Annotated in this window: 12 protein-coding genes; 6 read left to right on the forward strand and 6 right to left on the reverse strand. The window is 40.5% G+C overall.

Annotated elements, in window-relative coordinates; all coding sequences use genetic code 11:
* Window positions 1-510 precede the first annotated feature (510 nt).
* From VE944_RS03605 to VE944_RS03625, 5 genes are all read left to right on the forward strand, one after another.
* A complete protein-coding gene (locus VE944_RS03605) occupies window positions 511-1128 on the forward strand; it encodes a hypothetical protein (RefSeq protein ID WP_324972382.1) in 618 nt (205 codons plus the stop codon).
* Window positions 1129-1148: 20 nt separating this feature from the next.
* Window positions 1149-1529 carry a hypothetical protein gene (locus tag VE944_RS03610; RefSeq protein ID WP_324972385.1) on the forward strand — a complete coding sequence of 127 codons (381 nt, stop codon included), beginning with the start codon at window positions 1149-1151 and terminating at the stop codon, window positions 1527-1529.
* 136 nt (window positions 1530-1665) lie between these two features.
* Complete coding sequence (locus VE944_RS03615; RefSeq protein WP_324972388.1) at window positions 1666-2046, forward strand: hypothetical protein; 381 nt, start codon at window positions 1666-1668, stop codon at window positions 2044-2046.
* A gap of 61 nt (window positions 2047-2107) precedes the next feature.
* On the forward strand, window positions 2108-2557 hold the full coding sequence (locus tag VE944_RS03620) for a hypothetical protein (RefSeq protein WP_324972390.1): 450 nt from the start codon (window positions 2108-2110) through the stop codon (window positions 2555-2557).
* A gap of 58 nt (window positions 2558-2615) precedes the next feature.
* The gene (locus VE944_RS03625) at window positions 2616-3176 is read left to right on the forward strand and encodes a sugar O-acetyltransferase (protein ID WP_324972424.1); all 561 of its coding nucleotides are present in this window, start codon (window positions 2616-2618) and stop codon (window positions 3174-3176) included.
* A 4-nt stretch (window positions 3177-3180) separates the two neighbouring features.
* Here the strand turns inward: VE944_RS03625 and VE944_RS03630 are convergent, their stop codons facing one another.
* Together VE944_RS03630 and VE944_RS03635 are read right to left on the reverse strand one after the other, a co-directional pair.
* Window positions 3181-3561: a calcium-binding protein gene (locus VE944_RS03630; protein ID WP_324972393.1), complete on the reverse strand. Its 381-nt coding sequence runs from the start codon at window positions 3559-3561 to the stop codon at window positions 3181-3183.
* A 331-nt stretch (window positions 3562-3892) separates the two neighbouring features.
* Window positions 3893-4876 (reverse strand): DUF1517 domain-containing protein, encoded by a 984-nt coding sequence (locus VE944_RS03635; protein WP_324972396.1) that lies wholly within the window; start codon window positions 4874-4876, stop codon window positions 3893-3895.
* Between the two features lie 830 nt (window positions 4877-5706).
* Between VE944_RS03635 and VE944_RS03640 the strand changes: the two genes are divergently transcribed.
* Window positions 5707-6924: a glycosyltransferase family 4 protein gene (locus VE944_RS03640; RefSeq protein ID WP_324972399.1), complete on the forward strand. Its 1218-nt coding sequence runs from the start codon at window positions 5707-5709 to the stop codon at window positions 6922-6924.
* A 14-nt stretch (window positions 6925-6938) separates the two neighbouring features.
* Here the strand turns inward: VE944_RS03640 and VE944_RS03645 are convergent, their stop codons facing one another.
* The 4 genes from VE944_RS03645 to VE944_RS03660 all read right to left on the reverse strand — a co-directional run bounded on the left by VE944_RS03645 (window position 6939) and on the right by VE944_RS03660 (window position 13104).
* Window positions 6939-11189 (reverse strand): nSTAND1 domain-containing NTPase, encoded by a 4251-nt coding sequence (locus tag VE944_RS03645; RefSeq protein WP_324972402.1) that lies wholly within the window; start codon window positions 11187-11189, stop codon window positions 6939-6941.
* Complete coding sequence (locus tag VE944_RS03650) at window positions 11173-11511, reverse strand: CU044_2847 family protein (protein WP_324972405.1); 339 nt, start codon at window positions 11509-11511, stop codon at window positions 11173-11175. The genes VE944_RS03645 and VE944_RS03650 overlap by 17 nt, the downstream gene beginning before the upstream one ends.
* Window positions 11512-11704: 193 nt before the next feature.
* Window positions 11705-11917, reverse strand: a complete 213-nt coding sequence (gene thiS, locus VE944_RS03655; protein WP_229475627.1) for a sulfur carrier protein ThiS — start codon at window positions 11915-11917, stop codon at window positions 11705-11707.
* A 71-nt stretch (window positions 11918-11988) separates the two neighbouring features.
* Window positions 11989-13104 (reverse strand): thiamine phosphate synthase, encoded by a 1116-nt coding sequence (locus tag VE944_RS03660; protein WP_324972414.1) that lies wholly within the window; start codon window positions 13102-13104, stop codon window positions 11989-11991.
* Between the last annotated feature and the right edge of the window lie 507 nt (window positions 13105-13611).

The following is a 13611-nucleotide window of genomic DNA, read 5'->3' on the forward strand; positions in this document are numbered from 1 at the left end:
TCTATTGGCTAACTTTTAAAAAAGTTTATTTAAGCTTCATTTTAACTTTAAATTTTTATTATCATTGCTTTAAAAAATTTGCTTTTTCTCTTCTCTTTTAGAGCTAATCCAATATTCACTCTATAAATATTAATTTTTGCCAATTTCCCACTTAATCCCACAAAACCCCCCTCGCAGTTTTTGTGGATCGTTGAGAATATTAGTTCGTGATGAATAACGAACAGCAAAAGTTCAGAAACCTCAACACTTTAAATAAATACAGTGACAGATACTACAGATAGCAATAATACTCGTTATTGTTTTAATGAGGTAAAGTTTCCAATTAGTAAACGAAGTAGACCAGCGTAAAAATTTGTCGTTGGGATAAGGCAGGAAGCAAGAGGTAGGAGGTAAGAAGAAAGACAATTTTTATTGAATTTATCTTTCTTAACAGAGTTTGGTTTTATTCTGCCAAGTTACTTAATCCATGACTCTTAACATCCTTCTTTTGCAATATCTAAAAAACTTCAAATGTTTAAAAAAGCTCTACGACTATTCACTAACTATTCCTTACTATGTCTACTGGGAGTAGTTAGTATAAACCTCGAAGCCCAAGCACAATCTGTGACCAACTCTGTTAATTCTCAATCTCAGCCTAATCAAGAGCAGACTCTTGATAATCAACAACGAAACTCTGCTGCAATTAATCAAACAGGAGTTTATAACCTTGGTGAATCGGCTACTTATAAAATTCAAGGAATAGCTGGAATAAATGTTGTGTGTCCGCGGCCATCTTTAATATTAGGGACTTCTTTGAGTTCCTATGACGGGATTAGTTTATCTAATAACGCCTCTTATGGTATGAATGCTGCTATAGTTTTCCCTCTAGGTGGAAGCTTAGAGAGTACTTGCAAGCAAATGGCTGAAACTATTTCTCGTAAGACTCAATATGATGTAGAGATTATCAATGCTCGTGCCTGTGCTGAATTAATCAGTGCTGGTATCCAACTAACTGCCGACAGCTTTCCTACTATTTCTGCTGTCTGTAAAGGCGTTGCTATAAACAGAACTAATACAAATGAACCTAACAAAGTTCCTAAGTTTCAGTCTCAAGAATTACCTAAAAATGAGGCTAGAAAAGACAACTAATTCATAACGAGGATAAACTCATGAAAAAAGTTCTTGGTTTGGCTATTATTGCTACCTTTTTAACTACTCCTGCTTTTGCTGGTGAAACATTTGTGCGTGACGAAAATTCATGGAGTAACACTGTAACAGAAACCAATTTAATGCTTGATTCTAAAACTTTCTCACAACGTAACGAAAAATATAGTTCTTGGGCTGAAAAGGATTTCGTCGACGGTGATATTGATATCAGCACACCTGCTGGTGGTGCAGATATTTCCTTTGATAAATTTATCAATAATACAGCAGGTAGTGAGCTATATGGTAAATATAGTGAAACTAATTGGACTAAGCTTGGTGGTACTATTAATAGTGTAACTAACTCATATACTAATAGTCACGAAACCAGCGCAGGTGTTCGTTAGTTATTGATAATGCTTGATACAATTTGAAAAGATTCTAAATTATAGGGTGGTTAATCCACCCTGGTAATTATTTTTGTTACTTTGGCAAGATTAGTTTCTCTGACAAAGGCAACTAATTTATAATGAGGACAAAGTAATGAAGAAAGTTCTCGGTTTAGCTATTCTTGCTAATTTTTTGGCTAGTCCTGTTTTAGCAGGTGAGACTTTTGTGTTGAACCAGTGGACAATTCAGCAAAGCAGAACAGAGACTAATTTCAACATCGATAATGTAACCAATTCAACTCTAACCCAAGATTATAACTCTTCGTCTAATAATATTTACATTGATAGTAAGGTTGAAACCGAGTATAACAATGGTAAAGTCGGAGAATTTTTTAAAAATTTTACTGTTCAGAATGCTGGTGGTGAACTGAATGGTAGTTTTTATGAAGAGAGGACAGCTAGAGTATGGGGTACGATCAATAGTATTATGAATTCATATACCAGCACCCACGAAAGTAGTGCAGGGATTCGTTAGTTATTAACCTACTTGATATTATTGCAGAAAGCTGTAGGGTGGTTATTCCACCCTTTTTTTTATGAAATATTCAATATTCTTAGCTGTTGCTTTATTGACATGGATTGCGTTTATCTATTCTCATAGAGTTTTTTCTATGGCTCCGATGCCTACCTTTTTTATAAACTCTATGTTCAAAGTATTTAAGCAAAATACTAATGAGACTATACAGATTAAACAGATAAATTTGTCATCTGAAATCAGGGAAAATTTATATAACTCTATATCTACAGGCATGTCTTATGATGAAGTTCGTTCCATTCTAGGTTGGGATGGTATCTTGATTTATGAAAACAATATCGATTCCCCTAATGGACAAATACATGAAAAGATTTACCAGTGGAACAATCAAGATGTTTATTTGACTGATTATAAATCTCAAAGAAGAGATATCAATCCATACTGGAGTGTCACACTTAGATTTGAAAACGATATCCTCATTAATAAAGCATCCTTTAACCTACTAATTTAAAGGAGCGATGTCTACGATGGGCTACGCCTACGCAATCGAGAAGCTACATAAGTGTGTCATGGAAAAAACCGAAAAACAGAAAATGCTTGCAGGCGAATTATATCTGGCGGATGATCCAGAATTGGCTGCCGAAACTAAGCGGGCTAGTCGTCTGTTGCGAAGTTACAATTCTACAACCGAAGAACAGCAAGAGCAACGGCAGCAAATTTTGCAAGAATTATTTGGAAAGCTTGGTGACAAAGGATCAATTGTGCCACCTTTTCACTGTGATTATGGCACTAATATTTTTGCTGGGGACAGATTGTATATGAACTATGGCTGTGTAATTTTAGACTGCAACACAGTTCATATTGGTGAAAATGTCTTATGCGCTCCTTATGTGCAAATTTATACTGCTTATCACCCAACAGAGCCAGAAATTCGTCTTTCTCGGAGAGAATTAGCTGCCCCAATTAACATTGGTAATAATGTCTGGATTGGTGGCAGTGCAATTATTTGTCCAGGTGTAACTATTGGTGATAACACAACCATTGGTGCTGGCAGTGTAGTTGTCAAAGATATACCTGAGAATGTTGTCGCTGCTGGCAATCCTTGCCACGTCATTCGATATTTATCCTAAGAATTTAAAATTTATATCCTCTGGCAATCCAATAGAGCCAATCTGCGATCGCTTCTTCAGTTTCGCTGTCAGCATCAATGGCTGCTATTTCAGATAACTTTGCAGAATATACATCATCATCCTTACCATTAATGTAAGCCACTTCTACAAGCATATCTTTCAAGCACTCATCATCTGGGGCCATTCCCAGCACTTCCACTTGTTTCTCCTCGGTAGAACCTGATTTGCGTGCCTTCTTAGTCCATTTAGCCATAAACGGAAAATTCAGAACCTCTTCGAGGTAATAGTACCAACCCATGGCCCGGTCTTCTTTATCTTCAGCATCTACAATAATCTCTGTTTTAATGCGATGCTCTCGGTTTTCGTCAGCTTCAACACTAGGCATAAGATAACACTTTACGTATAATGCATTTTTATAATACTATCAAAGTCTTGGCTAAGAATAATTTTTCTAAAATTAAGTATATGGAACTTAGGCATCAGAGATACCTCAACACCCTTAAGAAAGCGGCTTTTAGGGTTATCCCCTTTCTAAAAGGGATTAGGGGATCTAGGTTTCAGTTTTCAGTGCGTAATTCTTGCTATATCTAAGTTATACAAAAAACCGCTTGTCAATGACAAACGGTTTTGTAATTATTGCCCTCAAAGGGTAACTTATTTGTTGCGCCAAGATGCTAAGTTTTTTCTTCGCACTAAAGCGCGAAATTTTTTAGAAATTAAACAAGTCTCAAATCAGGATAATTTGCCAGTACATCATCAGATGTCAAAGTATCATTTTCAGCTTGCGGAGTCCAAAGAACTTCAATTGCCAGAAGTTTCTCACTGGGGATACTACCAATTTGCCGCAAAGCTTGACGCAAATCATCAGCACTGTTAATGGCTGTGGGGATTTCAAACTTACCTAGTGTCGCCGCCAGCAAGGTGACGATAATATATTCACCAGGGCCTTCGGTAAATAGGCGAGTGGGGTTGTCGAGTTCACCAGCCGGAGGTAAAGCATCTTTGGCAAGGGCCCCTCTTAGCTGATTGTTGACGTTAGAAATAGTTTCTTCGCTAAACTTGCTGCGTTCTGCCAGTGACAGCCGATTAAACTGACTTTCAGCTGAATTTAAACTGGCTTGTTGAGTGCCACCACCTGCATATACAAAGTATTCGGGATGGCGGAGTAAAGCTAGGCTGGCTTCTTGTAGAACTTCTGCTCTCCCCTCTGGGGTGTTGGTATCAGCAGTTTCAGCAATGTGGTTGAGTTCATTTTGCAATTCACGGGCTTGAGCTAACAAACCTACTTGCAAACGAGTCACAGAAACAGGAGAGCTACTGGTGTAATCTGCTTCTCCAGTTTCACCGCCAGAGACGCGGCGGAAAGTTTGCAATATAAAATTAGCGATCGCAAAGAAGATTAAGATGCCAAATAGACCACCAAATCCTCCCCCAATACCCCAGAAAGGAAGTAGGAAGGGAAAGCCAAAACCACCACCAAAACCACCACCAGGATAGTATCCGCCTCCGCCAGGAGGTGCATAAGTGCGCGGTGTATAGGTGCGGCTGGAAGGTGCTCTAAAGGAGCCACCACCGATTCGACCCCCACTGCGGGCCGCTAATGCTCCATCGGCGTGGCTAAAAGCCAAAGTTAACACTAGTCCTAGTGCTAACAAGCTTTTTAACAGTGGTTTGATGGTTTGTTGTAGTTTTTTACGCATAATACTATCGCTTGGAAAACTGAATTATTTATGATTTCTCCCCATGCTGGTAGGAGTGTTTCAATCTGTCGCTAACGCCAGCTCGTAAAAGCTTGCTTTGTAGCATTCACGTAGCATTCACGAGTAAAGGCTACATATTTAATCTACCGCGTCTTCTGTTGGGTAGGCAGCGATCGCAGGGGGGATTTCTCGACTGGGGAACCGTACCTTAAGATATCTTCACAATTACAGAAACTATTGCTGCTAGGTTTTGCAATAGCACTTTCAGGCTACAGTCTGGGATTATACAGATGCTTTTAATTTTTTAATACTTCATCCTACTTGTTTGATCAAAGGTGGGAGGATATTTTTTAATTAAAAGTAGTATTTGTTACATTAAATAACCTTAAAATTACTTTTATACAGTAGGCAAAAAAAGCGTCCATAATGCTGATCATTAAATGCAGCCAGACGCTAGATAACTCTCAAGTACTGATCAAATTTTTTGGTATTTTGGCACAATAGCCTAGAAGATTCAGGATATTTTATTGAACGTAGATAGATTTCGTAATTTTCGCAACATTTGTTTACTGATTAACTTGGCTATATACAAGTCTTAGCTTTGATTTATTGTTCATGATGCACAGAAATTCTCAAGTAGTGAGAAATTTAGAGCAAAAATAAAATCAACACAATAAAAAAACAATCTTCCTGGCTAATTTTGTAAAATCGGCTTCAAATTTGTCTACCACATTCGTTTTAAAAGAAATAAAATAAGAATTAAGGCTTTGAAAATAATCCTAATTGTAAATAAATTAAAAATTATTTGAAGTAAAGTTATCAGCTTTATTATGGAACATATTTCTCAACTAACAGCCGAAATCAGAGACAAAGCTGCATACCCAGATATCTTAGTCATATCCCGGATATTTCTGCCGAAAGAAGCTGTAATTGGGGAATATATCTATAATCGCTGTCTCCAAGATCCAGAACGAGTGATTGTGCTGGCGGCTAGTTGCTCAGGAGATAAAGTATTTGATCAAGGTCAACAGTTTCCCGTATATCGCTGGTTTTATCCTAAATACTGGCGTAGTGGCTTTGTGGGAAGTATCCTGAAGCCTTGGGTGAATATCGTCTGCTCATTTGTCCTAGCAATCAGACTTTATTTTCGCTATCACTACCGTTATATAGAGTGGGGCCACGGCTATGATTTCCCTTCGCTGTTGCTATTGAGCTATTTCTTACCTATTCGCTATTTTATCTATCTGCACGGCGATGATTTTCATTGTACTTTACACAATCCCGTGCTGCGATCGCTATTTAAATTAACACTTCATAGAGCCGAAGGTATTGTTTGTAATAGTTCTTATACAAGAGACTATCTCAGAACTGCTTTCCGATTAGATACTCCTACCCATGTCATTAACCCAGTCCTCAGACCAGAAAAATTTGGTAATAATGTAGCGAGTCCCAGCAGCCTGGATGATTTACGTGTTCGGGTGCGTCAGGCGTACAATATTCCCGATTCAGCAATAGCAATTCTCTCCATAGGAAGGCTAGTAAAACAGAAAGGTTTCGACCGAGTAATCGATAACATCCCACTATTGCTAACTTTTGGGGTCGATGTCCACTATATAATCTGCGGTCAAGGGCCAAGTGAATCGGAACTGAAATCTCTGGCGCATCGTTTGCGGGTAGATAAGCGCGTCCACTTTGCCGGATATGTGCCTGAGCGAGAATTAGCAGGTTATTATGCTGCTTGCGATATATTTGCCATGCTGACTTTATTAGATGCTAAAGCTAATAGTATGGAAGGTTTTGGTATGGTTTATTTAGAAGCAAGTTACTTCGGTAAGCCTATAATTGCTCCTCGCTTAGGCGGTGTTCTAGATACAGTTCAGCATGAGGAGAATGGCATACTGGTTAATCCCAATTCTGGTTATGAAGTGTTTCAAGCTTTCAATCGGTTGTGCAAAGACCAGCAACTACGTGAGCAGCTTGGCCGCAAAGGTAAAGAATTAGCCAAGCGTAGAACCCTTCATCGATCGCTATACAAGTCTGATTTGTAAGACTTTTATTACGTTCAACGGCATACACTCAGTTTTTTCTTTTCATCAGGGTTAGTTACAAGGTAATCTTTAAGGCGATCGCATCCTTCATCCAACAGTTCATCTAGTCCCCGGATACGCCACACAATTACCGTCTTATCCTCACTGGCTGTAGCCAGCAGTTTACCATCCGGGCTAAAATCTGCACTTCTCACAAAGCCTTGATGACCTCTAAATTCTGCTACTTGTTGTCCTGATAAATTCCACAACCTAGTTGTGTAGTTTGCTGAAGATGTTGCCAGCAGTTTACCATCCCGGCTGAAAATTATTTGTGTGACTCTGCCCTCATAAGTCTTAAATTCTTTTAACTGCTTTCCTGAATAATCCCACAGCCTGACAGTACCATCATCTCCAGATGTAGCCAATTTATTTTCCTTGGGGCTAAAACCAACAGTGGTAACATAGCCCTTATGACCTATCAATTTTTTAGACGGTTGCTTGCTGCTAATATCCCACAGTAATGCCGTCCCTTTTTCTCCAACTGTAGCTAGCAGCTTGCCATCTGGACTAAATCTGGTAGTCTCAACTTTACCTCCATGCAGAAATTGTTGTAACTTGTTTCCTTCAAGATCCCACAGTTTTACTTTGCCATCATCTCCAGTAGTAACAAGCCTATCTCCTTTATTGTTAAAACTAATACTCCGTATTGCTTGAGAATGGCTCTCGAAAGGTTTCAAAGGCTTTAACGGGTTTCCCTGGCGCGTCCAGAGCTTTATTGTGCCATCTTTTCCACCTGTAACAATTAGGTTTTTTGCTTTGTCTGGGCTAAAACGTACAGTATTGACACCACCTTGCTCGGCTTTGAATTTTTCTTCCACCTTCCCTTCAAGCTTCCAAAGCCTAATATAGTCATCCTCAGAAGCTGTAATCAGTAAGTCGCCTTCTGGGTTAAAACGAACACTAGCAACAGCTTTTTCATGCCCATTTATAACTTTTTCATTCTCTTCTAGTTTGATTAAGGGGTTTTTGGGTATGATTAATGATATTCCTGGAACTGCCCAGAATCTCACCGTACCATCATCTTTTCCCGCAGTGGCAAGAGTATCGCCCTTCGTATTAAAGCGAGTGCTGACAACACTCCCTTGATGACCCTTAAATTGTGCTTCCAGTGTTCTATTGAAATCCTTCCACAGCCAGACTTTTCCATCGCTAGCTGATGTAGCAATTAGTCCATCTTTGCTAATACGAACTGCCTCCACACCTGTATGGTGAGCCTCAAATTTTTTTTCTGCCAGTTCTTTTCCTGAAAAATCCCACAGCCTGACGGTACCATCATCTCCAGCAGTAGCAAGTTGCTTTTCTTTGGGGTGAAACCAGACACTGTTAACACTACATTTTTTAGTGTCTTTGACTTTGCATTGATGACCTTTAAATATTGCTATCGGTTCTGTCTGATTGATATCCCAAAGCTTTGCCAGTCCATCCTCTCCAGCCGTGGCAAATTGCTGGTTATTATAAGGGTTGGCATTAAGGCTTTTGATCCTACTGCTGTGAGCAGGTATTGTTTTAAAAATTTTTCCTTGGAGAGTCCACAGTCTGACGTAGCCATCATCTCCAGTTGTTGCCAACAGATTTATCTTGGGAAGAAAACGAACGTTGTTAACACTACATTTATCATCCTCTTTTGCTAAGTCGGATTTTTCTATTTCACATTGATGATGTATAGATATTATGGAAGGTGGAGACCAATTCTGATTTGCGGATAAAAAATTCCACATCTTTGAGACATCCCACAGTTTTACCCAACCATTACTTGCACCTGTCGCCAATATTGTTTGATCTTCGTTAAAATCGATACTTTTGATACTGTTATTATCCAGTTTGGAATTTTTCAACGTTTTCAATTTCTTGTTCTGATAATCCCACCACTTGACCGTGCCATCTTCTCCACCAGCAACAATTAACTCTTCCTCTTGCTTTTTGCCGTTTTTAATAAAACGGATACTATTTACACCTCTTTGGTAAGTATTGATTTGATTTGTTTGATGAATATTATCCAAAGTCTTCTGCAAAGCTAGCAGTGGACTTGTGGCTGGACATTCTTGCAAACAATTACTATTCCAAAAAGCCATCTTTTTAACTTCTTGTCCGGCTTCCATTGCTGACACTAAAGCCTCGATTTCTCCAGCACCGGACTCAAAATTTGTTAAAGCAGTGACTCCTGAGCCTTCAACTTCAGCTGTCCATCGTAGCCAAAATGCAACCATCGCTAGGATTGAGACTACTACTAAACCACCTGTCAGCCCAAATAGAGTAAGCTTGCGACGACGTTCTTTTTGCTGACGATCGCGATCGCGCAGTGCCGAACTCTGCTGGATGAAACCTTGCTCTGCTTGGCTCAACTCATCTCGGCGCTGCTTGAGCCAATTTTCTGCCTCCGCTAGGGGGACACCTCGCAGCAATGATCCTTCATCTTGTCCGGCGTTTTCCCACTGACGCATTCTTGATCGCAATAATTCTTGCCAAGTGCGGAAAGAGCGATCGCTCTCCATCCAACCGTGCAGTCGTCCCCATTCCCGAATCAAGGTTTCATGGACAATCTCTACTGTTTCTTTAGCAGCAGTTTCATCACGTCCAGTTACTACTAGCCGCGCATCAGCCAACCGCCTGACCAAATCCCAATTATTGTTTCCCACCTCATTTTTGTTAGCTAGTCTGCGGGTGTCTTCTGTGCCTTCCCCAGGCCGCACCAATTGGACAAATATTTGCTGTGCTTGTTGTTGCTCCTCTGGATTGAGTCTAGCGAACTCGGCTTCTGCATGGTTCGCCAACGACTTTTCTACACCGCCAATGGCTTCGTAAGCAGCATGAGTCATTTGGCGATTTTGCTGTTTTGCCCATAGTTGCGTCAAAGTAAATTCTAGTAATGGCAAATTGCCTGGTGAATCTGCCACTGCTCTGAGAATCCCCTCTGCAAGACCTTCTTCTAACCTTACTCCTTGCTTGTTTGCAGGTCGAGCGATCACTTGCTGCAATTCTTCTCGGTTCATCGGAGCAAGTTTTAAATCAGTATTCTGCAAAGCATCGGCGAAACGACGATCAGAAAGTGCATATCCCAGAAAGTCAGCCCGCAAGGTCAGCAAAAGAGTAAAATTCTGTACCAGTTTAGCCGCTTCTAATAATTGATTTAAAAATAGCTGGCGCTCTTTAATATCTGAGCAAGAAGTATAAAGTTCCTCTAATTGATCTACCACCATTAACAGGCGCTTATCCTCGTTCTCTGACAAAATCTGGGATAAAAAAGTATGTGCTAGTTCTTCCTGTCGCAACACACCAGCTAATTTTCTGGCATCAATATCTTGTTGTATCTTCGTTTCCTTTGGTTCACGCAGGCGCACAATTACTGCTGCTAGCTCATCTACAGGATGAGTTTTTGGGCGAAAAGATTCGATGAGCCAGTTACCTTGCTGGCGTAAATGCGGAATCAAACCCGCAAACACTACGCTAGATTTACCACTACCAGACGCTCCAATTACCGCTACCAATGACTGTTTTTGGACTGTATTTACTAGTTCTTGGGTGAAAATATCCCGCCCAAAGAAAAATCTTGTATCTTCTTCCCGGAAAGGAAATAAACCACGATAGGGACAAAAAATAGCTTGCTCACCTAACACAGACCATGCACTCACCAAAATTTGTGTGGGAATCATAAACCCAACTTTAGCTTCTGGTCGTTTGGGGTCTACTGCTACTGCTATTCCGGCTATACCCTGAAGCTCACCATCCCATATCGGCGCACCACTGAAACCAGGCTCTAGTTTATAACCTGGTTTTGTCTCACCCTCTAGCTGCACCCAATCTTTAGCTGTGCGTCCACGTAGAACACCAGTAGCCCAAACACCATTTGGTTGTCCCTCTGGAAAACCAAATACTTGGAAACGATGTCCTGTCCAATCATCAGATGTAATTAATGGTGCGAGTAGAGCTTCATCTGGAGGAGAATCTTTTAATTCCAATCCAGCAATATCTTCTACTGCCATACTAGGATTTACAGGTAGCCAGAAAACAACCTTAGCTTGGAAGCGTTGCATAGCTGCCACTAGGGGAAAATCGAAGGTGATTTCTGCATCTGGCATTTGGGCAGTGTTTCTCGGAAGTCCCAAGGCATCAGCTACTACATGGGCGCAGGTGAGGATGTACTTTTGAGAAACTAAGAAACCAGCACCAATTACTTTGCCACCGTTGGAGTAAATTCTGACAATAGATGAATCAAGAAGTGCTGCCATTTTGTGAATCTTTTTTCCATTTCAGGGTGATTTCATAGTTGACTTCACTATTGCCAGAAGCTACAACCGCCCCAAGTTGAGCGCTAATCTTAATGCCAAACTTGACTTCCACTTCATCTGCTGGCTGTTTGAGGCTGCCTATTTTGGTAATAATCGCATTAGCTATCGGCTTGACGGTTTCTAAGGCTGACTCGAAGGTTTGTGTAGCTTTATCAACCACTTGGTCTCGTAAACCGATGCGAGCGTCGGTCTCGGCTGCTTCGTCTACTTCAACAAAAATGGATTCGCCACTTTCAAGAGGAAATTCTACTATGCGTTTCACAACAAACTTATAAAATTGGGTATAAATACGTAAAATTCAATTTACATTGATTGTAGAGGGTTTTTTATTACCAGAAGTTCCCAGATGATGGGACTTTTAGAATCTAACGATAATTTTGCAACCCCAAATAGGTTGATCAGAAATATGCCGAAAACCCTTGAGATTGAAACAGATTAAAACTGGCTCAAATTAATTAACCACCACCAACAATAGTTACCACTTCTAAGCGATCGCCTGGTTGCACTTTTGTTTGCGGCCAAAACTGGCGGTGTAAAATTTCGCCATTATACTCTACAGCCACCAAGCGGGGATTAAAACCCAACTGTTGGAGCAAGTCAGGTAAAAAAGTTTGAAACGAACAGTTATGGGTTTCCCCATTTACCTGAATGGTAATCTCATTGGACATAATATGTGGGGAATGGGGAGTGGGAAATTAGGTATTGGTTACTTAGTTTGGACAAATGACTAATGACTCTTTTAAAATTCTGGTTTAATGCGATTGAGTTGGGAGAGCAAATATTGAGTCACTAGGGTAGGTTGTTCGGCTTGCATGAGCGAGCGCACCACCGCCACACGTTCGGCTCCGGCATCGATCACATCATTGATATTATTGGCATCTATTCCCCCAATGGCAAACCAGGGAATTGAGCAATTTTTGGCAGCATAGCTGACATATTCTAAACCTGTTGCTACCTTACCTAGTTTCGTGGGAGTTTCATAAACTGGCCCCACGCCAATGTAATCTACACCTTCAGCGATTGCTGCTTGCATTTCTTCCTTATTTGTGGTAGAAAGACCTATCAGACGCTGCGAACCGAGTAATTGCCGAGCAACAGTAATGGGCATATCTTGTTGTCCTAGATGCACCCCATCTGCATCGACAGCTAAAGCTACATCCACGCGATCGTTAACAATGAACAAAGCACCATAGATATGGCATAACTGCCGGAGTTTTCTGGCTTGTTCTAGACGCAAAGAATCATCGGCGGTTTTGTCACGATATTGTAAAAGCGTTAATCCCCCTTTGAGCGCAGCTTCGACGTTATTCAACAAAGTTTCATGTGGGGAAGTAACAAGATACAAACGCGATCGCCACAACAATTGATGACGCTGATGACCCATTAAACTACTTTCTAGGGTATAAACCTGATAGCGCATCTGCTTGCAAGCTTTAGCCATAGTTGGGTGATAAAGCTTGCCGTATTCTTCCAACACCCGTAATGCTTCTTCTATACGGCAAAAGTTAGCTTGCAACACCGATTTGATACTAGCTCGTTGTTCTTCTTGAGGATGGGTTAACTCAGTCCCAGGATCGCCTGGTGTATCTCGCGCCGCCCGCAATTCTGGGGTATGCCACTTAGCAACCTCTTGCCGCAGCCGTTTGCATTCAAGAGCCAACTGGGCATTGTTCAAACCAAAGCGACACCATTCTTCGATAATTCGCAAGCCCTCACGAGCGCGATCTAAATTGGCATCTAAAATACGGTAGACAACTTGTTGTATTTGCTCTTTTTGGCTGTATGGCTCGACCATTACAACAACCCCGTTAGTGCTTTCATCGAAGTGTGAATTATCATATATCCTAGTAATCATAGTTAATTAATTTGCTTTTTTTTACTCAATTTTGGCAGAATACACGCAAAATAACGTAGTAGTGAGGGTTATGGGAAATTATCCCATGTTCTTATAGACAGTGATAAGGGTATGAGGCTACAGTTTCGCACTAAGGTTAGTCAAGTATTTTAGGGTAAACGACAAGCTTACAAAGGACTAGCGCCGCAAGGCGGAAGTCAAAAGTCGAAAGTCAAAAGTATTATGGAATCGGCTTTTTAGGGATTTTAAACGGTTGCTCTATTTACGCCGTGGCGTATTAACCAGAGCGGATACAGTGGAAAATCCACAATGGGCAAATTAAATTTGAGACTGCATGGATACTATTTAGAGAGCATTTATAAAGTAAATTTTAACTTTTAAATAGAACGCTTTCTCGTCCAAAATATTATATGAGCCGATTATTAAAACTCAAAGTATATATCGCCTTACTGATGGTCAACAAATTTCAGAGTGAGGGTATTTTGGCGATCGCGTAGCGTGTCCTAA

The sequence above is a fragment of the Nostoc sp. genome (assembly GCF_035638895.1).
In the GTDB taxonomy this organism is placed as follows: Bacteria; Cyanobacteriota; Cyanobacteriia; order Cyanobacteriales; family Nostocaceae; genus Nostoc.